This window comes from Candidatus Margulisiibacteriota bacterium (genome assembly GCA_018822365.1).
GTDB lineage: Bacteria > Margulisbacteria > WOR-1 > O2-12-FULL-45-9 > XYB2-FULL-48-7 > XYB2-FULL-45-9.
Genome location: JAHJKL010000071.1, coordinates 1 through 20,284, shown reverse-complemented (window position 1 = coordinate 20,284; position 20,284 = coordinate 1). Strand labels below are relative to the sequence as shown.

General features: G+C 50.2%; 17 protein-coding genes. 12 read left to right on the top strand and 5 right to left on the bottom strand.

All coding sequences use genetic code 11. The features are described from left to right. Positions 1 to 145, bottom strand: a 145-nt coding sequence (locus tag KKF06_06875; GenBank protein MBU1617476.1) for an ORF6N domain-containing protein, incomplete at its 3' end; no start/stop codon positions are given. A 115-nt stretch (positions 146 to 260) separates the two neighbouring features. Between KKF06_06875 and KKF06_06870 the strand changes: the two genes are divergently transcribed. From KKF06_06870 to KKF06_06825, 10 genes are all read left to right on the top strand, one after another. Beyond that, on the top strand, positions 261 to 1,079 hold the full coding sequence (locus tag KKF06_06870) for a lipid II flippase Amj family protein (protein MBU1617475.1): 819 nt from the start codon (positions 261 to 263) through the stop codon (positions 1,077 to 1,079). Beyond that, a complete protein-coding gene (gene ribF, locus KKF06_06865; protein ID MBU1617474.1) occupies positions 1,076 to 1,978 on the top strand; it encodes a riboflavin biosynthesis protein RibF in 903 nt (300 codons plus the stop codon). Before KKF06_06870 ends, ribF begins: the two co-directional genes overlap by 4 nt. Before the next feature lie 15 nt (positions 1,979 to 1,993). Next, positions 1,994 to 2,257, top strand: coding sequence for a 30S ribosomal protein S15 (gene rpsO, locus KKF06_06860; GenBank protein ID MBU1617473.1), 264 nt, complete (start codon positions 1,994 to 1,996; stop codon positions 2,255 to 2,257). After that, on the top strand, positions 2,257 to 4,377 hold the full coding sequence (locus tag KKF06_06855; GenBank protein ID MBU1617472.1) for a polyribonucleotide nucleotidyltransferase: 2,121 nt from the start codon (positions 2,257 to 2,259) through the stop codon (positions 4,375 to 4,377). Before rpsO ends, KKF06_06855 begins: the two co-directional genes overlap by 1 nt. Before the next feature lie 90 nt (positions 4,378 to 4,467). Continuing rightward, entirely contained in the window at positions 4,468 to 4,689 is a 222-nt protein-coding gene (locus KKF06_06850) for a DUF4258 domain-containing protein (protein ID MBU1617471.1), read from the top strand. A 31-nt stretch (positions 4,690 to 4,720) separates the two neighbouring features. Further along, positions 4,721 to 4,996 carry a DUF2283 domain-containing protein gene (locus KKF06_06845; protein MBU1617470.1) on the top strand — a complete coding sequence of 92 codons (276 nt, stop codon included), beginning with the start codon at positions 4,721 to 4,723 and terminating at the stop codon, positions 4,994 to 4,996. 91 nt (positions 4,997 to 5,087) lie between these two features. Next, positions 5,088 to 7,262, top strand: coding sequence for a phosphoribosylformylglycinamidine synthase subunit PurL (gene purL, locus KKF06_06840; GenBank protein ID MBU1617469.1), 2,175 nt, complete (start codon positions 5,088 to 5,090; stop codon positions 7,260 to 7,262). Continuing rightward, positions 7,263 to 7,859: a lytic transglycosylase domain-containing protein gene (locus tag KKF06_06835; GenBank protein MBU1617468.1), complete on the top strand. Its 597-nt coding sequence runs from the start codon at positions 7,263 to 7,265 to the stop codon at positions 7,857 to 7,859. It begins immediately after the preceding gene. Positions 7,860 to 7,969: 110 nt separating this feature from the next. Further along, the gene (locus tag KKF06_06830) at positions 7,970 to 8,518 is read left to right on the top strand and encodes a ComEA family DNA-binding protein (GenBank protein ID MBU1617467.1); all 549 of its coding nucleotides are present in this window, start codon (positions 7,970 to 7,972) and stop codon (positions 8,516 to 8,518) included. A gap of 58 nt (positions 8,519 to 8,576) precedes the next feature. Then, complete coding sequence (locus tag KKF06_06825) at positions 8,577 to 10,877, top strand: DNA internalization-related competence protein ComEC/Rec2 (GenBank protein MBU1617466.1); 2,301 nt, start codon at positions 8,577 to 8,579, stop codon at positions 10,875 to 10,877. Here KKF06_06825 and KKF06_06820 read toward each other — a convergent pair. Genes KKF06_06820 through KKF06_06810 form a run of 3 tightly spaced genes read right to left on the bottom strand, consistent with a single transcriptional unit; the run spans position 10,822 to position 17,419 of the window. Continuing rightward, a complete protein-coding gene (locus KKF06_06820) occupies positions 10,822 to 12,798 on the bottom strand; it encodes an S-layer homology domain-containing protein (protein ID MBU1617465.1) in 1,977 nt (658 codons plus the stop codon). The genes KKF06_06825 and KKF06_06820 overlap by 56 nt on opposite strands. Beyond that, positions 12,795 to 15,494, bottom strand: a complete 2,700-nt coding sequence (locus tag KKF06_06815) for an Ig-like domain-containing protein (GenBank protein ID MBU1617464.1) — start codon at positions 15,492 to 15,494, stop codon at positions 12,795 to 12,797. Before KKF06_06815 ends, KKF06_06820 begins: the two co-directional genes overlap by 4 nt. Positions 15,495 to 15,496: 2 nt before the next feature. Continuing rightward, positions 15,497 to 17,419 carry a hypothetical protein gene (locus tag KKF06_06810; GenBank protein ID MBU1617463.1) on the bottom strand — a complete coding sequence of 641 codons (1,923 nt, stop codon included), beginning with the start codon at positions 17,417 to 17,419 and terminating at the stop codon, positions 15,497 to 15,499. Between the two features lie 89 nt (positions 17,420 to 17,508). Between KKF06_06810 and coaE the strand changes: the two genes are divergently transcribed. Both coaE and KKF06_06800 read left to right on the top strand, forming a co-directional pair. Further along, a complete protein-coding gene (coaE, locus tag KKF06_06805; protein MBU1617462.1) occupies positions 17,509 to 18,117 on the top strand; it encodes a dephospho-CoA kinase in 609 nt (202 codons plus the stop codon). A 48-nt stretch (positions 18,118 to 18,165) separates the two neighbouring features. After that, positions 18,166 to 19,437, top strand: a complete 1,272-nt coding sequence (locus tag KKF06_06800) for a hypothetical protein (GenBank protein ID MBU1617461.1) — start codon at positions 18,166 to 18,168, stop codon at positions 19,435 to 19,437. Here the strand turns inward: KKF06_06800 and KKF06_06795 are convergent. Then, positions 19,434 to 20,063, bottom strand: a complete 630-nt coding sequence (locus tag KKF06_06795) for a hypothetical protein (protein ID MBU1617460.1) — start codon at positions 20,061 to 20,063, stop codon at positions 19,434 to 19,436. The two genes, KKF06_06800 and KKF06_06795, sit on opposite strands and share 4 nt — an antisense overlap. Positions 20,064 to 20,284: the final 221 nt, after the last annotated feature.

Sequence of the window (20,284 nt, the reverse complement as noted above, 5' to 3'; positions counted from 1 at the left end):
GGCCAGAATTCCTATTAACCGCTTTATTTAAATTCTTAGTTTTAACCCCATAAAGGTTTGCTAAATCAGAGTCAAGCATTACTTTTTGTCCCCTGATAAGGTAAATTTTGTTTTCTATTCTTTCGTCAGGAATTAATTCTTCCACAACTCGAATATGAGCAAAGTTATTGCCACAGTTAAAAATGATGGCTTTTTGTTAAAAATGGCGAAAAATCGTTAGACTTGTGGGAGAAAGGGTTTTCATTATATAATAAGCATTCATGAACCCACTTTATATAGTCTGTATTTTAACCGGAATAATCCACTTTACCGAAACGGCCGCTTCGTCGCTCCGTTTGGCCGGGGTGCGGACCGGGCAGATCGCGACCTCGCTATCATTTGTTAACGCGACCTTGCTGGTGACCCGGACCTCGAACATGCTACAAGCCCCTTTTCTAGGCGGTTTAGTTGATCATGCAATCATGACCGGAAACCCAAGCGGATTGGTTGGTTCCTTCCGAATGGTCATCTTTGCCGCCTTTATCGGCAACCTCTTAGGAGCAGTCTGTACCCCGTTCTTTGTGGCGGTCTTTACCAAAGCGATCCTCCGTTTTGAGCGGGTTGGCTCGGTCCCCCGATTGATCGTCGCCGCGTTTTTCCCCAGGAATTTGACAAAAATAATCGATCGCTTCCGCCTGCCGGCCAAAGAGTCGTTAATGAACCTTTCCCTGAAGGGGATGCCCAAGGGATTTCTTTGGACCAACCTGATCGTTGTTTCGGTCTATGCCATTGGGGTCTTGTCTTCCCTTTATGCCGGGGCTCTGGTCCCAGAGTTTAGAATTACCGCCTCCCAGCTTTCGGCGATCGTCAACGGGATCGCTACTATTTTGCTGGTAACCCTGGTCGATCCGACCTGCGCTTATATTACCGATCAGGCGGTCAAAGGGAAACGGCGCGAAGGGGATGTCCGGGCCATGGTTTTCTATATAATAATGGGGAGAGTTGTGGGGACCCTGGTCCTTTCTCAGCTTCTGTTTTTACCTTCCGCTGAATATATTAAATCAGCCACTCTTATGGTCAAGGGGATGTTCGGTCAGTGAGAATAATTCGCCATCCCAGCAAGGGGAAGCTTCATCGCCCGGTTGTTGCCCTAGGGACTTTTGACGGGGTCCATCTTGGGCATAGCCGGGTGATCGAAGCGGCGGTCGCCTATGCCAGGAAGATCGGCGCCCATTCGGCCGCGATCACTTTTGATCCGCATCCTCAAGCGATCGTTGCTCCCGATAGGGGGCTCAAGCTCCTAACCACGCTAGCCGAAAGGGAGGCTTTATTGGCTGAACTTGGCGTTGATTCGGTAATCGTCAGTCGTTTTACCCCTCAACTCCGGAAACTAAGCTATCGGCAGTATATTGAGCGCTATCTGGTCAAAAAACTTGGGGTTCGGGCGGTATTTATTGGTTACGATTACGCTTTGGGGAAAGGGCGGAGCGGGAGCGCGACCGCCTTGAAAAAGCTGGGAGAAGAACATGGTTTTGAGGTCCATATTATCCCGCCGGTCAAAGTTCGCGGCAGGATCGTCAAATCAGGGTTGATCCGGGATTTACTCCTCAATGGGGATTTCAAGCTTGCCCAGGCGCTTATGGAACATCCTTATCGATTAACTGGGAAGGTGGTCAAAGGGAAAGGGATCGGCGGCAGGGTCCTCGGTTTTCCGACTGCCAACCTGAAGCTTGATCCTGGAAAATTGATCCCCGCTCCGGGGGTTTACTGCGGGTTGATTGATGGCCGCAAATGCGCGGTCAACATCGGGTTTCAGCCGACCTTTGGAAAGAACGTCCAACTGGTCGAGGCCCATCTTTTGGACTTTTCCGGCCGGCTCCTTGGCCGGACGCTTGCGGTTGATCTTTATTGTCGATTAAGGGGGGAGCGCCGCTTCAGGGAGGTTGCCCAACTTAAGGTGCAAATCAAAAAAGATATTGCCCGTCTGCGGAGGATGTGATACAATACAATTAATATGTTAAAAAAGGAAGTAAAAACAGAGGTCATCGGAAAATATAAAAGGCATGCGAGTGATACTGGATCACCCGAAGTCCAGGTCGCGGTTCTGACCAAAAGAATAGACCAGCTTGTTGATCATCTTAAAAGGAATAAAAAAGATCATCACAGCCGGCGCGGTCTCTTGATCCTGGTTGGTCAGCGCAAACGACTCCTTAACTACCTCCATCGGACGGATGTTAAGAAGTTTGAAAAGCTTTCCTCTAGTTTGAAAACAAAGTAATGATTAAAACAGTTGAAAAGACCCTTAGTGACGGTAAAGTCCTCTCCATTGAAACAGGCCGCGTAGCCCGCGAAGCGGGCGGTTCAGTAATTATTCGTTTAGGCGATACTATGGTCCTGGCGACCGCGACTATGAGCGGTTCTCCTCGCGAAGGGATCGATTTCTTCCCCTTAATGGTTGATTTTGAAGAAAAGCTTTATGCCGCCGGAAAGATCCCGGGAGGTTTCTTTAAGCGGGAAGGGCGCCTTTCAGAAAAAGCGATCCTTAATTGCCGCAAGGTTGACCGGCCGATCAGGCCGATGTTCCCCGAAGGATTCCGCAATGATGTTCAGGTTGTTATTACCCCTCTTTCGGTGGACCAGGAAAATCAGCACGATATTATTGGGATTATCGGCGCTTCTGCCGCTCTTTCCATTTCCGATATCCCGTTTGACGGGCCGATCGGGGCGGTCAGGGTTTCGCTGGTTGACGGTAAATTCGTGGCCAATCCGACATTGGCCGAGACTAAAGCTTCGACCCTTGACCTGGTGATCGCCGGGTCAAAAACCGAAATTTCCATGATCGAAGCGGGGGCTAACCAGATCCCTGAAGATCAAATGCTTGAAGCGATCAAATTTGGTCACACTTTTATTAAAGAAACGATTGCTATGCAGGAAGAGCTGGTTAAAAAAGCTGGCAAGGAAAAGATAAAAGTTGAGGTTTACCAGATCAGCGAAAAGATCCGTTCTTTTGTGACCAAGCTGGCGGCCGATCGGATCGAAAAAGCGATGCGCATAACCGACCGTGAAAAGCAGATGGACGAACTTGACGCGATCAGGAAGGATATCAAGAACAAAGCACTGGAGAACAAAGAGCTGGAAGAAGAGCTGAAGAAGCATCCCGGCGATATTAAAGCGGTCGTTGAAGAGATCGAATACGAAACGATGCGCCGCCTGGTGTTAAAAGAGAACAAGCGGGTTGATGGACGGGGACCAAAAGATATTCGCGAGATCAACTGCGAAATAGGGGTCCTTCCCCGGACCCATGGTTCGGCGATCTTTTCCCGCGGCCAAACCCAGGTTTTGACGATCTTAACCCTTGGTTCCCTTGGGGAAGAGCAGCGATTGGAAGGGCTCGACCTTGAAGAGACCGGTAAACGCTATATGCACCATTACAACTTTCCCGCTTACTCGGTTGGCGAAGTCCGTCCGATGCGCGGTCCGGGACGCCGGGAAATTGGCCACGGTGCTCTGGCAGAAAAAGCTCTTTTGCCGGTTATTCCTAATTCCGACGATTTTCCGTATACCCTCCGCCTGGTTTCAGAGGTCCTGGGGAGCAACGGCTCTACCTCGATGGCTTCAACCTGCGGTTCAACTCTTGCTCTAATGCACGCCGGGGTCAAGATCGAAGCGCCGGTTGCCGGTATTTCGGTCGGCTTGATCTCCGAAGGGGACAAATTCGTGACCATTACCGATATCCAGGGGTTGGAAGACTTCCTTGGCGACATGGACTTTAAGGTGACCGGGACCCGCAAAGGGATCACCGCGATCCAGGTTGACATCAAGATCAAAGGACTTTCATTTGACCTGATCAAACGGGCGCTGGAACAGGCCAAAGAAGGGCGCTATTACATCTTGGATAAAATGGAAGCGATCCTCCCCAAACCAAGCACTGAACTGTCGCCGTTCGCTCCCCGGGTCATCTCTTTCAAGATCGACCCGGAGAAGATTGGCATGGTCATTGGCCCGGGCGGAAAGAACATCCGGCGGATCACCGATGAGACCGGCGTCCAGATGGACATCGAAGATGATGGAACGATCCGAATTACCACCAACGACGCCGAGATGGCGAAAAAAGCCAAAGCGGAAGTTGACGCCATTACTTTTGAACCGAAAGCGGGCGACGTATTCCACTCTAAAGTGGTCAGAATTATGGACTTCGGCGCTTTCTGCGAGATCCCGGGCGGAAAAGACGGGCTGGTTCACATTTCCCAGCTTGCCCCCCAGCGGGTCGCCAGGGTTGAAGATGTCCTGAAGCTGGATGACGAAGTGATCGTCAAAGTTATCGAGATCGATGATAAAGGCCGGATCAACCTGACAATGAAGGGTGTTTCGGAAGAAGAAAAAAAACGGGCGATGTAGAATTATAAGCCTCAAAATATGAAATAACCGCGACTAAACGTCGCGGTTATTTTTTGTTTGTTGTTGTAAGGGATGCTATAATTAATCGTAATGAAGGTTTATCTTTGCGATCATTCGAAACAAAGAATTAAGGAAAGACTTATATCGATTAAAGATCTTACTATTGCTCTTCAAAACGTTACTATGAAGGTTCCGGCTAAGAAAAAAGGAAGATATAAGATATGTGGATCTGTTAATGCAAGGTTGCTTTGGGTAATTTATGAAATTAAAAAAAACAGCACTTATTTTATAATAACTGCTTATTGGGCTTAATAATTACTAAACCCGGGGAGGTTAAATAGTAATGGATATTTCGATTGATACATCAGAAGGATTAATTTATATTAAAATTAAAACAGGAAAAATATTTAAAACAGTCGAACTAGATTCCGTCAATGAGATATTTGTGGATCTGGACAAGAAAAATAAGGTTATTGGTTTTGAAATTATTAATCCAATTAATATTACAACTAGAGAACTTAATAATTTTGCGCGCAGATTTAACGTCCCACAGTTGAGGATGTTAAGCCCTCAAGGCATGAAAGATATCGTAAAAGGCAAAGAATTAATTCCGGCATAAGCGTGCACTTTTACATATTATTAATACCCTGCTGATTTGGCAGGGTATTTTTTTTGTTTAATTTCCACCTCTAAAATGATAAAATAGCCTCATGGAGAAAAAAGTTTATCGCGAACTCGGTTTGACCGACGCCGAGTTTGAACGGATCGTCAAAACCCTTGACCGTGAGCCGACCCCGACCGAAACGGCAATGTTCTCGGTCGAATGGTCGGAGCATTGCGGCTATCCTCGTTCCCGCAAATACCTCCGCCTCTTTCCCCAGAAAGGGAAATACGAAGCACTGGTCGGCGAAGATGCCGGCGGCATAGTTTACGACGGCAAAGCGATCATCTTTAAAGCCGAGTCCCACAATCATCCTTCCCAGGTTGAGCCGCGGCAGGGGGCGGCGACCGGAGTTGGCGGGATCATCCGGGACATTTTTACGACCGGCGCCCGGCCAATTGCCCTGCTTGATTCGCTCCGCTTCGGCCCACTCGACAATCCACTCAACAAGTTTATTTTCTCTGGCGTGATTGACGGTATTCAATTTTACGGCAACTGTGTTGGGGTCCCAACCGTTGGCGGCGAGATCTATTTTGACGAAGCGTATTCGGGCAATTGCCTGGTTAACGTGATGTGTGTTGGGGTCTGCGATCGGGCAGAGATCGCCAGGGCCAGAGCCCAGGGGCCGGGGAATCCAATAATCTACGCTGGTTCCAAGACCGGCCGTGACGGGATCGGCGGTTGTTCGGTCCTTGCTTCTTCAGAATTTGAAGCGGGCGAGTGCGAGAAGCGGCCGACCGTTCAGGTTGGTGATCCTTTTACCGAGAAATGCTTAATTGAAGCGACCCTGGAGGCCTTAAAAACCGGCGTAGTGGTTGGGATCAAAGATATGGGGGCGGCAGGCTTAACCTGCTCCTCTGCTGAAATGGCGGCAGCCGGGGGAGTTGGGGTAGAGGTTGACCTTGATAAAGTCCCGCTTCGGGAAACCGGGATGGAACCGTGGGAGATCATGATGTCCGAATCACAGGAGCGCCAACTCCTCTGCGTCCAGCGGGGTAAAGAGCAGGCGATCCTCGATATTTTCCACAAATGGGGACTGGAGGCTGAGGTTGTTGGTTTCGTGACCGAAAAGAAGCAAGTTGTTATTAGAAGCGGCGATAAAATAGTCGCCAATCTCCCGGCGGACGAACTGGCCAAAGCTCCGATCTACGAAATGGCGTTTGAAAAGCCAAAGACTGAAAAGCCCAAAGTAAAAAGGCCGGCCAACAATAGCCAGCATCTTCTTAAACTACTGGCCGATCCCAACATTGCCAGCAAGAAATGGGTCTATGAGCAGTACGATCACATGGTCCAGCTGAATACGACCGTTTATCCGGGTGGGGACGCGACCGTTCTCCGACTCAAGGATAAGGACTGGGGGATCGCCGTTACGACCGATTGTAATGCCCGTTATTGCCAGCTTGACCCTTATATTGGGGCGCAGATCGCGGTCTCGGAGGCGATGCGGAACCTGGTTGTGACCGGAGCCGACCCGGCGGCGGTGACCGATTGTTTGAACTTTGCCAATCCGGAAAAGCCTGACCGCTTTTATATGTTCAAGTCGTGCGTCGAAGGAATAGCCGATGCCTGTAAATTCTACAACCTGCCGGTCGTTTCAGGGAATGTCTCTTTATATAATGAAAGCCCCAAAGGGCCGATCCTGCCGACCCCGATGATCGGCATGGTCGGGATCGTCAAACATATCAACCAGCGCTGTTCTGTCCCTTTTAAGAAAAAGGGAGATCTGATCATCCTTTTGGGGGAGACCAAAACCTGGACTGGAATGCCGGAGATCGATCTTAAAGTGGAAGCCAGGGTACAAAAGGCCTGCCTTGACGCGATCCAGCTCGGCCTGGTCAAGTCGGCCCACGATCTTTCCGAAGGAGGATTGGCGGTCGCTTTGGCGGAATGCTGTATCCAGGGGAAGATCGGCGCTAGTTTAAACCTGAATGAGCCGGTTGATAATCATTCTCTCTTGTTTGGGGAAGGACAATCCCGGATCCTGATCACAATTTCGGCCGACAATATCTTTCCCCTCTCTGATCTTGCCATGCTCAATAATATTCCTTTCCAGATCCTGGGAAAAGTTGGAGGGACCGGACTATTGATCCACAAAAAGCAGAAAAAGCTTTTGGGACTGGCTGTCAAAAAGCTAAGCGACACATATTATTCCGCGATCCCTGATCTGCTAAAGCCGAGCAAGCCGACCGCCGCTTCGCGAGCGGGTGTTGGCCGGAAGCGATAAATGGAAGCTACGACCGCGGTAGTGGTCTTTATTTTTGTGATCTCGATCCTGACCAGCCTGGGGGATAAAGATCATTCTAATAACCAGCCGAGCTCTCCTCCCGGAGTTGTCTATAATAATGTCAGCGCGCCACCGATCGATCCGGTTAATGATGGGGTTGATGATGGCGAACGGGCGGCGATCCAAAAGTTTATTTCTAAATACCGGAAGCCAGATGAAGCGGCGATGATCGCCGAAAGTATTGTCCGCAACTCCAATGAAAAGAACGTTAATCCCAAACTGATCACCGCCTTAATGTCGCGGGAATCCCGTTTCAATCCCAAAGCGGTCTCCTCATCCGGGGCGATCGGGCTGGGCCAGCTCCTTCCGTCGACTGCCAAAGGGTTGAAGCTTGACGATCCTTTTGATATTGAGCAAAATACTCACGGGACGGTTCTTTACATAAAATCGCTCCTCCAGCGCTTTGGCAATGACGCGACCAAAGCGCTGGCCGGCTATTTTGAAGGGCCAAACGCCATTACCCGTAACGGCGGCTTTTCCGCCAAGACCAAAGCCTACGTCGAAGATATCCTCAATATCGCGCAGAAAATTAACTGACAACTAACAAGACGTTCGCTTCGCTCACTACAACAAACTACTTTCTATTTTATGATCATCCCAAATTGTTTTGGTTAATCTCCTGGTAATAAAATTGCTTTCTTTTTGTTATGCAGCTTGCCAAAGAACAACAACTTCTCATCCTTGGGCTCGTTCTCTCCTTATTAATCGGACTTGGAGTAATGTATTTCAATCCGGGAAACGCCTCGCCAGGGCTAACTATCTTACCGCCTGAAACAGCCCCAAAAGTCGAGGTCCATCTTTGCGGCGCGGTCAGGAACGAAGGGGTTTATTTGGTCCAGGGTGGCGATCGTCTGATCGATGTTATCAGGATGGCCGGCGGATCATTGCCGACTGCCGATCTTTCGTCGGTTAACCTGGCGGAACCGGTCAAAGATGGTCAAAAGATCGTTATCCCGCTGAAAGTGGTTTTGCTTATGGAATCCGGCGGAGCGGCAGCTCCCGGCGGCAAAGTCAGCTTGAATTTTAGTGACGAAAAAGCTTTTGATGATCTGCCGGGAGTGGGAGCATCGACCGCCAAAGCGATCGTTGTTTATCGTAAAAAGAATGGTCCCTTTACCAGGATTGAGCAGATCATGGAGATCCCTCGTTTTGGCAAAGCCAAGTTTGAAAAGATAAAAGGACAATTAGTTTTATGATAGGGTTTTGTTATAAGGACCCGAGAATATTAACCGAGACTTTAGTCTTGGGTTCAAGATGAGCCCCTTAGTCCTCATAACCGCCGCTTACGCGCTGGGGATCGCCTTGAGCCGATATGTTCCTCCTCCGCTGCCACTATTGTTGCTGGGAATATTTCTTGTTTTAGCGATTGTCGGATCGAGCTTAAAGATCGGGATCGGTCGGTTATTGCTGGTCGTTTTTTTGTTATTTGGCCTTTGCGCATACCAGTTCCGAGGCGCTTCGGACGAGCCACTGGCTCGATTTGTTGATGCCGGGTATCTGATAATTCAAGGCGAGGTTACATCTGTTCCCCGGGTGAAAGAGGGGAAAAGCTCCTTTTCTTTTCGGATTCATCATCTTGCTTTTGAGCGGCAGCAATACAGTTTTAGCCGGGAGATCATGGTTTTTCTTTCCGATCAAACGATCGAATATGGCGATAAATTAGAGTTAAGAGGCGGGTTAAATCGAAGTGATTCATACGCTAACCCTCTGATCCCGGAACGAGAAAGCGCCCTGTTGTTTTCCGCGACCGACTGTCGAAAGCTGGGAAGGGGTGGGAGCTGGCTGAGTAAAATTGCCTTTGGCTTTAGCGCTCGGTTTAATGAAGTGCTGCTTCAGATCCTGCCGGAGAAGCAAGCTGCTCTGCTTGGCAGTGTCCTGCTTGGAAGCAGCGTTTCTCCCCTCGATCCGGAAGTTAAAGATGATTATCGGAAGGCAGGTTTGATCCATCTGCTGGTCGTTTCCGGAACCCAGGTTTCGATCTTGATCGGGGTTTGCCTTTCTTTGGCCAGGATATGCCGTTTTCCGGTCTGGCTAAGCGTTGCGGTCGCGACATTGTTCAATATTTTATTGGTTGTGGTGACCGGCGGCGGCGCGTCGATCCTTAGGGCGGCGATCATGGGGGAAATTGCTCTGGTCGGTCAGTTGTTTGAACGGGAGAAAGAATTTTACACGGCCTTAGCTTTATCGGCTTTGGTTTTATTATTGTTTGATCCCAATTATCTTTTTGATCTTGGGTTCCAGCTTTCGTTCATGGCGACCTGGTCGCTGATCTGCCTGGTCCCGCCGTTAACTGAATGTTTGCCGGGAAAAATACCGGGCCGGGAACTCCTTGCCTTGTCGGTCGGCCCGCTCCTGGCGACGACCCCTCTTATCGTTTACAATTTTAATCAATTTACTTTTGCCGGAATACTTTCCAACTTTATCATTCTCCCCTGGATCGAAACCCTGGTCATTTTTGGTTTTTCGACGACCATGCTCGGCTTTGTTTTTCTCCCTTTGGCAAAAATACTGGGCGGGACCCTTTGGCTCGGATTAGTCCTGCTCGACCTGATCGCTAAAACGATCGCCGGTTTTCCCGGCGGCTCCGTTTATGTGAAGCAAACTACTGTTCTCTGGCTGCTTGGTTATTATCTTGCTTTGCTCTGGCTGTTCAAAGCGGTTGCCGCCAAGCGGCGGTCCCTGGCTGCTTTATTGGTCTTTCTGGCGCTCTTCTTTTTTCCGCTATTTATCGGAGGTGATCGGGATTTGGTTGTGACTTTTCTGGACGTTGGCCAGGGAGACTCGGCTTTCATTCAATGTCCGAACGGCCGGACAATCTTGATAGATGGCGGCGGTGAGGAGCGCGATAAAGGAAGAGGTTATGATCGAATTGGCAAGATGGTTGTTTTGCCGTTCCTGCGCAAACAGGGGGTCAATAAGCTTGATCTGGTGATCGCGACCCATCCTCACGCCGACCATATTGGAGGGCTGAACGAAATATTAAAAAGCATTAAAGTCGAAACTTTGATCGATAATGGCGAAGTTTTCAATTCTCCGGCATATAGGCGTTTTCAGGAATTGATCTCTGTAAATAAGATCAAGCATGTAGCCGGGCGGGCTGGAATGGTCTTGAGTATGGGTGGGGTGAGCGGCAAGATTGTTTGGCCGCCTGGCCTTGACGGGACAATTAATGGCAATTCAGTCGTCCTCCGGTTAACATATGGCGCGACTTCGTTCCTTTTCACCGGTGATCTGGACGACCAGAGTGAAAACCGTTTGCTGGGACGTGGGGAGAACTTGCGGGCAACAGTCTTAAAAGTCGGGCACCATGGAAGCGCGACCTCGACTTCCGATGAATTTCTGGCCGCGGTCTCTCCGCGCTCGGCAATTATTTCGGTCGGGAAGCGCAATCGTTACGGCCATCCATCAAAAAAAGCGGTCGACAAACTGGCTTCATATGGCTTGCTGATGACCAAAGATGTCGGCGCGGTAACGGTAAGGAGCGACGGTCGAAATTGTTCTATTGCGACAGAGAGACCTTTCCGGTCCGCCAGAAATAGTCGACCGCCCGATTAACGGTTGGCACCCGGTAGAGGACCTCGCACGCTTCCGCCCGGGTGAAGGGGGCTTTTGGCTTGAAGTCCTTCCCTTCCAGGTATTGTAATAATCCGGCGGTTTTGGCCGCCAAAATATTTTTATTGGCCCAGAAATTCTTGGGCAGGTCCGGATAGGGGGACCCGGTGTAAAACTGCTCTTCTTCAAGCCCGGCGTAGCGCATTAAAATAGTTACTCCTTCGGCCCGGGTTAAGACCTTATTCGGTTTGAAGGTGCCGTCCGGGTAACCGGTGACGTATCGAATGACGCTCCCGTAGTTGATCTCCCTGGCGGCCCAGTGTTTTGGATAGACATCTTTAAAGATCTTGTTTTCTCCGTACGGGATAAGGGTTGCTTCAGGTTTGCTCAGCGTCCTGACCAGAAGGGTGACCAGCTCGGCCCGGGTGATCCCTTTGTCCGGTTTGAATTTTCCGTCAGGATACCCTTTGACCATCCCCAGCGTGACCGCCAGGGCGATCGGTTCGATCGCCCAATAGGTCATTGGAGTGTCGCGGAAAGGGTTGAAGCGGAGGACTACCGCCTGTCTGGTGACGGTTTCGGCTGACATTGTGCTGGTTTCGTCGACAACCTCAAAGTTGGCTTGAGCGATCACGGTGGTGATGTTGCGGCCAACCGTCAGGAGCTGGTTGGCTTCGATCGAGGAGGGGTTTTTGACCGGGACATTGTTTACGTACACTACACTGAACGGTTCAATGGTCGAGATCTCCTGGACTTCAACCGTGGAACCAAAGGAGGCGACCTTCCAGACGCTTCTTTTTTCCAATACTTTAGTAACCCACCCTTCGCCGGAGACGACCAGATAATACCGGTCGGTCAGCAGGCGATCGGGGGGATAGTTTAATTTCAGAAATGGAGCTCTTTTGATCGGCTTGATCGAGGTGGTCAGGGTTTTTTCCCCGACATATGAGAGGGAAAAGTAATGCGGGTTGTCTCCCGGCAAATTAGGTCGTTGGACAAAAGCATAATCAAATCGATAGCCGCTGTTATATAGTCCGACTCCCATGGTCAGGCCGGTGCTCCCTTCTTCCTGATTCAGGCCGGCCCGCAGGGTGATGTTTTTTTGCGGCTCATATTCCACCCCGGCGTGATAGAGCAGCGCGCTCCCCGGCATGGCGTTTGGCAGGTCCAGTCCCAATCCGGCGACCAGCGTTTTTTCGTTTTTGTAGAGGGAACTGTTTTCTTCTCCCAGCAGATTGACCGCCCCGCTGAATTTATAGTAGCCGCCAAGCTTATCTTCGCCTCCCCGCCAGCTTAGTCCGCCGCCCAAAACATTTTGCAATGTTCCGGAAAACTTCAGCCACGGTTTATATAAATAGGTTGCCGAGAGATCAAGGGTTAGCCCGGTCGCCCGATCATTGGCGTTCCCGGCCAGGGTTTGCGTGATGAGCTTCAGGTTCCCTCCGATCGCGATGTTATCCGGTGAATCAAGGTCCCGGGCGTATGAAAAGACCAGCGCGCTGTTGTCAAAACTGCCGACCTCCTGGCTGGGGTTCTGGATCACCCGGCCGGTCGCCGGATCGCGGATGGTTGGAATTGATCCTCCGGTATTCAGCCCGGTAAAACCAAGACCGAACACCCCATACTTGGTCGGAAAGGCCCAGCCGGCCAGGCTGTACTGGGTCTCGTCCAACGCTAATTTTCTGGCTGTCGCGGTAAATTGCGGAAAAGCGATCTTGCTCAGAGCCGAGGGGTTGAGGAAAAGATCGCTCCCGTCGGATGTCAGGCCAAGCGCGACCCCTCCCATCCCCAGCTGGCGGGCATTGTAGATGGTACTGCTTGGGTCAAGCGCGGAACCGGCAAAAGCGGGACAAAGGGATAAGGAGCAAGCGATAAGCAGAAAGACAAAAACCCTCACCCCTTTCTTTACCTGCGAAGTTGTCATCGTTTATACACCGTGATCTTCCCTCTGGCCAGGACCTTGCCATCAGCGAGAATTATGACTATATAGATTCCGTTCCCCAATTCTGTCCCGCCGTCGGAGCGGCCGTCCCAGGCGACTTCATTGTAACCGGCCCGTCCTCCGGTATTCCCGGCGAGAAAAACTTTTTTGGCCAATAGAGCGCCGGACAGGCTATGGATGGTCAACGTGATATTGGTTGATCTCGAAAGCAGGTAAGAGATCGCCGCGTTCCCCGTCTTCGGGTCGAACGGATTGGGATAAGTTAATGGGGTCCCAAGGACCGCCGGATCCTTGTCCGCTTCAACGTAGAGTGGGGTGATCTCGTAGGTTACCCCCTGGCCAATTGCGTCAAACGCTTCGATCGTAATGGTATGGACCCCGTTCCCCAGCTCCTGGCCTGGGATAAAGCTGGCGGAGTAATATGAATCATTGAGGACATAAGTCAAACTGTTCTTCTGCCCGTCAATATTGACCGCGCCGGAAGTTATCGGGTTGATCGAGACCACCTTGACGGTCAATTGCGGCAATTGGCCGATCGGGTCTCCCGGGAGGGGGACTATCCCGTCGATCAGCAGGGAGATCCTCGGTTTTTCATCCGCTACGATAAAGGCAAAAGAAGTGAATTCCGAGGTCGCGGCATTACCGATCGAGTCGTAAGCCCTGATCTCGAGGAGGTGTTCCTTCTTGGTCAATTTATCAGGGGAGGCCATGGAGAAGATCTCCTGCCTTGAATTGAACATTCCGTCGACCGGTTCGGCCGCCAGCCAGCTTCCGCCATCGACGCGGAAATCAACCCGGCCGACCCCTGCTTCATCGGTGGCGATCCCGAGAAAGGTCGGCAAAATGTCGGTGGTGATATTATCGGCCGGCGGGTTAAGGATCGAGACGGCTGGCGGGGTATAGTCGTTGGTGCTCCCGGTCGTGTAGAAATAGAACGACTGATCGTTGTCCATGCCTCCCCCCCCTTCGTCCCTGACCTCGGTCTTCAGGAGGGTCACGGTGTAGGTTTTTCCGGCATCCAATCCGGAGTGGGGAAAAGTAATGACCCGGCCGCTGGCGTCCATGGTCGGGGTCCCTTTGATGATCGTTGGCGTGACGTAGATCCAGTTGGAATTGACCAGCGAGGACATTCTCTTGTTAAAGGTGACGACAAAAGGCTGGTTCAAGGGGACCGTAAAAGCTCCGCTGGTCGGGGTAGTGGTGACCAGCCTTGGCGCGATACCCGGGGCGTAAGGATAGGAATAGCTGAAGTTCCGCATGCTGTTCGAGCCGAGCCAGAACGAGGTTAACAGCGATTTAATAAGGCCGTCGGAGTCGGCGATCAGATCGCGGGCGTGCTCATAGTATGGTTTGCCGGCGGTATCACGCCCGGAAGTTTTGTAAAAAGTTTTGGTGTAGCCGTTGGAGTAGACCCGGTAAACGGAATAGCCGGTCGGATATTGGACTGCCGGGCCCTGCCTGACGTAGGAGATCCCATGAATATCGCGTTTATAATTGTCCCCGATATGGCCGGAGACCACTGCGGCGGTCAGGGGATAGCTTTGCGAGCCGACCGTGTAGGTCAGGCTTTCCAGCGCGGCGCGAAAATCGATGCTGTTGTCTATTGCTGCCGCTCCTTCGACGGTCGGCAGGCTGATCGGGTAATCCCGCTCGGTCGTGCCGTCGATCAAAACTCCGGCCAGGTCGTAAGCTGGATAGCTGGAGAAAATAAAAGTTTTCCTTGCTTCGGCAGTGATCAGGTCTCGGACCGCGTTGATGTTGAGATGACCGGCTCCGGCCGCGGTTACCGAGTCGGCAAAAACGAAATTGTAATTTTTGTAGCTAAAACTGTAGTTGTAGACCGAATCGGTCCCGGCGTCGGCTGAAGTGTATTGGGTCGTGTTGCCCCGCAGGGGATTAAGGTTGTCGGTGATCCAACCGGTGGTGTAATCAGCCAGTTTGTCGTAAAAGCCGGGGACCGGGCTTAGGCGGTAGTTCGGGTTCCCCAGGTCGGAAGCTCCGGTGAAAGAGACAAACCTGGCTTTGAATTCGTTCTTTGCCTGGTCGCCTGAGTTGGTCGTCCAAACGTCAACCTGGTTCCCCCCCAGCACGATAAAGGCGGGGCGGTTGGGGAGAGCATTGATATCAGAGACGCTGGAGCTGATGATCTCGCCGCAAATTGAATAGGGGAGCCCCCGGGCCCCGCTGCTGTCGGGCGTGCGCCCTTCGGCGTAGCGCGGATCGCTCAAGACGGCAAAACTAAACAAGTATTCACCCGATGGCCGCCTGAGGGTTGTGACCAGCCGGGGGGGGCCGTAAACGCTCCCCGACTTGACCCGGTACTGGTAAGTGGTATTGGGAAGGAGTCCGGTGGCCTGACACCAGTGATAATTGGTAGTGCCGCTGACCGTTGAGGTGTTGGTATACCCGCTAATGCCGTATTCAATAGCGGTCGCGGCCGGCTCATTGGTCGTTGTCCAGGTGACGACAAAAGAATCATCTTCGACACTGGTAAGCTCTTCATTAATTATGACGACGGCGGCAAGGGCGGGAGTGATAAAACTAAGAGCAAACAGAAAGAGCGAAATACTCAGGAAACCGTAGACTAAACGTCTCGGTTTCCTATGCGTGCCGGTCCCCCCTCTCCCTGTGGGAGAGGGGTTGGGGGTGAGGGGTTCATTAAAAAAAATATTTTTCATTATCAAAACCTGTAGGTTACTCCAATAGTTTGGACCAATTTTATATCGGACATCTCAAAATTCCTTTCTCCGTTCGCGTCTTTGGGTTTAATGACGTAAGCGGCAGCGGTCGATGCCGGATCAAATTCAGCCTGGTAAGCGACCGACCATGGTTCTCTCGCGACCGAGAGGCCGGCAAAGACCGTTTTTCCCAGGTTTATACTGGTGCTGTCAAATTGCATGGCATTGATCAGGGAGAGGGCGCTGAAGCCGCAGTTTCCGTCAACCTTATATTCCCACAATTTGATAGTGGCTCCCAGGTCCAGTTTGGCCGGCAGGCCGCCGAGCATTTTAAAGGCATTGTCGACCCCTTGCTGCTGGTCGGCGGTCAAGCCGCTGACCGAAGGCTTAAAGAGCCAGGTTAGTCCGCTCCTGACAATGATCGGCAGGGCGAACAGCTGGCTTTCCATGCCGATATGAAGAAAATTCAGGTCGCTAATGATAACGTCCTGGGGATTATCGTTGAGCTTCAGGGTTATCGGGCTCTGGTTCTGTTCCCAATCAAGGGCGATCAAGAATGGCCGTTTAATGGCGACTCCGTAGCGCAATCGTTTTGGCAGGGAGATGGTTTTTTCCTCTTCCAGCATCAGCTTGGTCTCTCCCGCTTCAAATGAAGTGAACCAGTTGTTGGAGATCGGATTCCAGTTGGCGGAGCTTCCCGGCTGGAACATGGCGTCGGCTTCTGTGGTGTTGATCTGGCGGTAAGAATAATAAGCGGAAAGGCCGCTTCCCTGAAGGGTGATCGTGGAGCCGGTTAAGTTTTCCAGCATCAGCCCGACTGTGACCCAATCATTGACATCGTACATCATTCCAAGGTCGAAGCGGTTGGCGCTCCCCTGGTAAAAGCCCCGATATTTGGCGTTGGCGACCAGTTCACCGGCTGGGAGGGTGATCTGTTTTTTTGAGTAGCCGGCGGAAGTCCCATAAAGGTCAGGGTCGACCATCCAGTTCCCCCCCGCGTTGGGATCGTTCGGGTCAAAGTTGGGAACATACATATACTGGTCGGTCGCGCTGTCCGGAACAACCGCTCTGATGTCGTTATTGATGCTGCCGGAGGCGGCGATGGGGATAAAATTCAATCCGGCATGAAAGTTCTTGTAGCTGGAGGCGATCGTCCCGACGAAAGGCGATTCAATTTTGATGTTGTCGCGCAGTTCCGTTAAGTTTTGGACCGGGACGGTGACTTCCTGGGAAAGAAAACCGCTCCAGACCGGAGCGGTGGTTTCCATGGTCGAGACCGCGCCGCCGGAATGAAAAGTATATTGCAGTACCCCATCACTTTTTACCAGCAGCTCTTCCGAGCGAAAACCGCGGAGATCGGCGAACATTTTGCCGGTGGCCGGAAAGATCCCGGCAATGTTAATGTCGGCGTCAACCGGGTTTCTGGTGGCAAACCCGACCACCAGCCAGTCGTTGACCCTCTGAGCGGCGGAAAAATTGAGTCCCGAGCTGGCGGTCTGCGCGTCGACCCGGTTGTTGATCTTGACCTGCTCGGTTGGCGCGTTAGCTGGAATTGCTCCCTCTTCACGAAAATAGACCCCATAATTAATTTTAGCTGTGCTGGCTGGATCGCTATTTAGATCGATTGTGCCGTTTGGTTCATCAACTAAAGAGATTTTGGTGCCGTTATAACTGCCGGAGCCCAAAAAGGTGTCGCAGGAAAATTCGCTGAGCTTTAGCTTGGACAAAGACGCCGGGTTCCAAAGAGCGGTTTTTTGCCCCAGGGAGATAGTGGTAAAGTAGCTGCCAAAGCCGGGGAAGGGATTTTCCAGGGGGGGGAGTTTGAGGCTGAACCGGCCATATGGGAAATTGACTTCCGCCGCGAAAACAGTGACAGCCAGGAAGAAAACAATGCAGACCGGGAATAAAATTCTCCTCAACTTCATTGATTGCATTTTAGGTTAGCGGGGACTTTTTGTCAACGTAAAACGCGCGTGATATAATCGGGCCGTTGTATAGGAGATTAGGCAAATAGATGATTAGGAAAAGTAATAATTCCAGGATCAAAATAATTGGGTTGACCGGGCCGATCGGGGCCGGCAAAAATGAGGTCGCGAAGCTGTTGAAGCGCCGTGGCGCCTGTGTTATTGATGCCGACCTTCTTGCCCACGAGCTTTATAAAAAGAATTACCGCCTCTGGCAAAGCCTGGTCAAGAATTTTGGTTCCGGCATCCTCAAACGTGGCGGAGCAATCGAACGCCGCAGGCTCGGCGAGATCGTTTTTAATGACCCCAAAAAGTTAAAACAGCTTAACAAGATTGTCCACCCATATTTAAAAGAAGCGATTCTTAAAGAAATAACGAGTTATAAGTCGTCAGTCGTCAGTCGTAAGTTGTTAGTTATAAATGCCGCGGTCCTGAAAGAGATCGGCTTGATCCCGGTAGTTGACGAGGTTTGGGTGGTGACTGCTAACCAGAATATTAGGTTAAAAAGGTTAATTAGTAAAGGAATAAGTAATCAAGTGGCTGAGAAAATGATCAAAGCACAAAAAACCGAGACCGAATACCTGAAAATGGCTGACTTTATAGTAAAAAACGAAGGCTCCTTAGCTGACCTCAAAGTGCAACTGCAAAATCAACCGTAATATTAGCTATAAACGCAAGAAATATTATATAAAACCCGATAAGTATGTATGGGTATAACAAGTCGAATTAACCATGCGCTTCAATGGGTTGGGATAAGAAGCGCGCCAGCAACCTTGCAACCATCAGTTTTGAAAGTTGGCGCCGCCCTTCCAGTTAGTCAAATTACCCTTAAGCATATGATTGCTTCTTATTCACCTGCAGCTTTACGGGCGGTTGTTGATCATTTGAAAGTTGAAGGAAGAGAGTCCGATGCTGGGGTAACCGGTTATATTAGACAAAGAGCTTCCGATGGATCGCCGGGTGCTTTATGTGTTTTTTTAGATGGCTTTAGGGAAGTTATCCCCTTAGGCGACCAGCATGGGAACAAAACTATGCTCAATTATTTAATTAACCGCTTTGGACTTGAGCTTCATGCTGGGCTCAAGAGGCTGGTCTCTCTGGGCGATATCAAAGACACGGAAACAGGCAATTTACGTGACATGAAAAGTTCGTATGAACTGTTTAAAGCAACAGTAATGATGAAGTTCTATTTTCCCGAAACTTTCCATCCTTTGCTGGGGAATCATGATGTTGTTTTCCCTGGAGTAAAAGACCTCGAAACAGCAAAAAGTATTGTCCGGTTTATTATTACCCAGGGGGAAAAGGCGGTTATTGATGAAGCTGATACCAATGGCTATTTGAGAACACTTGAGCGCTTAGGATTAGGCCAGGAAATAGTTCTGGTTAAAGAAAATGAAAATCAGACAACTAAGGTTGTTCAGGGGATTGAATATTTAAAGTATGTTGTCTTTCAATTAAAGGGAGAGGGGATGAATGAAGAGGCGATTGCCCGGGAATTAATGGCCCAACAAGAGTTTTTTGATAATTCCCCTTTGACCGCGGTTGTTCTAGGCAAAGATGAGCTTACTTTTTTAAGCCACGCGGGTTTTATTAGGGGAGGGATAAGCAATTTAGGAGACCTGATAGATGCGCGTTTGAGCCCGGATGTTACCCATCAATTATTATGGAATCGTTTTGATAATAATGATAGAGAAAATAGCGAAAATAAACCTGACCGAGTGCGAGCGGCGGATGTTAATGCTATGGTCAATGGCTTGGCATCAATATTTAATATTGATGGATATAAAGTAAACATGATTTTAGGCCATCGTCCAGGATCAGCCTGGTCTATGGAATTAATTCCAAAAGTTAAACAGATAAAGATTAATCATGCCAATATCGTAAGGCACACAAAGTACCCATCATATGGGTTTACTACTATTAACGGCAATGGGCATCCCAGTGAAGAATATATTAATACCACCACAATCGCCGCTTAGCGAGTGAAAGTTGGCCAGGATATTTTTGGATAGGCGCGCAGTTCGCTGATCGTTACAGTCAAATGCCGAGATGAATTTTCTCGGGCGTTATAGGCAACTCGAAGCAGTCCTCTTTCATCGTTGATAACCTCGACCGAATCAAGTTCCTGGTGTTGTTGGATACAATATATTTTAGCAATCAACTTACAGTAGAGTTCAGGTGGTAAATCCCTGACTCCCCGGGCAGTAATCCCACACATGGCAAAATAAATCTCCCGATGGATACCAGGGGCGTTATCTAAGATCTTAATTTCACCTTCCCGATAGATGGCGACTTCTTTGGCCGTGGCCAAACAAACCCCAAAAGTCGGGCTTTTTCCCGTTGCTTCATAGATCCTGAAGGTTAAAGCTTTATCAAAAAATGAGTCAGGGGATAATTTGCCGTTTGCAATGTCTTTGGAAAGTTTGTTCTTTTGGTCTTCTTTTTGGAGGTGCGCAAATCCATTTTCGGTGGCGAGCGCTAAATGGCGAAAAAGCTGACCGTTGCCAAAGAGACCGGTCAAGCATCGATTAAAACGAGTAATTTCACCAAGTTTTATCGCTTGGCCGATCATTATTAATGATTGTTTTATCAAACTGACTTTCATAGGTATTACCACAATATTTCGCTCTGTTTTTTGCCAAATTTCAGCGCTTTTGCTATTATTTAGAACACTATGCCCGACTTTAAGATCGTTTCCAGCTTTGAGCCGCGCGGCGACCAGCCAAAAGCGATCACCTCGCTGACCAGGGGGCTGACCGGCGGCGATAAATTCCAAACCCTTTTGGGGATCACCGGTTCGGGAAAGACCTTTACCATGGCGAACGT

Excerpts from the sequence above, each read along its gene's own strand:
- KKF06_06870 (MBU1617475.1), top strand. The coding sequence starts at position 261 with ATGAACCCACTTTATATAGTCTGTATTTTAACCGGAATAATCCACTTT.
- rpsO (MBU1617473.1), top strand. The coding sequence starts at position 1,994 with ATGTTAAAAAAGGAAGTAAAAACAGAGGTCATCGGAAAATATAAAAGG.
- KKF06_06855 (MBU1617472.1), top strand. The coding sequence starts at position 2,257 with ATGATTAAAACAGTTGAAAAGACCCTTAGTGACGGTAAAGTCCTCTCC.
- KKF06_06850 (MBU1617471.1), top strand. The coding sequence starts at position 4,468 with ATGAAGGTTTATCTTTGCGATCATTCGAAACAAAGAATTAAGGAAAGA.
- KKF06_06845 (MBU1617470.1), top strand. The coding sequence starts at position 4,721 with ATGGATATTTCGATTGATACATCAGAAGGATTAATTTATATTAAAATT.
- purL (MBU1617469.1), top strand. The coding sequence starts at position 5,088 with ATGGAGAAAAAAGTTTATCGCGAACTCGGTTTGACCGACGCCGAGTTT.
- KKF06_06835 (MBU1617468.1), top strand. The coding sequence starts at position 7,263 with ATGGAAGCTACGACCGCGGTAGTGGTCTTTATTTTTGTGATCTCGATC.
- KKF06_06830 (MBU1617467.1), top strand. The coding sequence starts at position 7,970 with ATGCAGCTTGCCAAAGAACAACAACTTCTCATCCTTGGGCTCGTTCTC.
- KKF06_06825 (MBU1617466.1), top strand. The coding sequence starts at position 8,577 with ATGAGCCCCTTAGTCCTCATAACCGCCGCTTACGCGCTGGGGATCGCC.
- KKF06_06820 (MBU1617465.1), bottom strand. The coding sequence starts at position 12,798 with ATGACAACTTCGCAGGTAAAGAAAGGGGTGAGGGTTTTTGTCTTTCTG.
- KKF06_06815 (MBU1617464.1), bottom strand. The coding sequence starts at position 15,494 with ATGAAAAATATTTTTTTTAATGAACCCCTCACCCCCAACCCCTCTCCC.
- KKF06_06810 (MBU1617463.1), bottom strand. The coding sequence starts at position 17,419 with ATGAAGTTGAGGAGAATTTTATTCCCGGTCTGCATTGTTTTCTTCCTG.
- coaE (MBU1617462.1), top strand. The coding sequence starts at position 17,509 with ATGATTAGGAAAAGTAATAATTCCAGGATCAAAATAATTGGGTTGACC.
- KKF06_06800 (MBU1617461.1), top strand. The coding sequence starts at position 18,166 with ATGGGTATAACAAGTCGAATTAACCATGCGCTTCAATGGGTTGGGATA.
- KKF06_06795 (MBU1617460.1), bottom strand. The coding sequence starts at position 20,063 with ATGAAAGTCAGTTTGATAAAACAATCATTAATAATGATCGGCCAAGCG.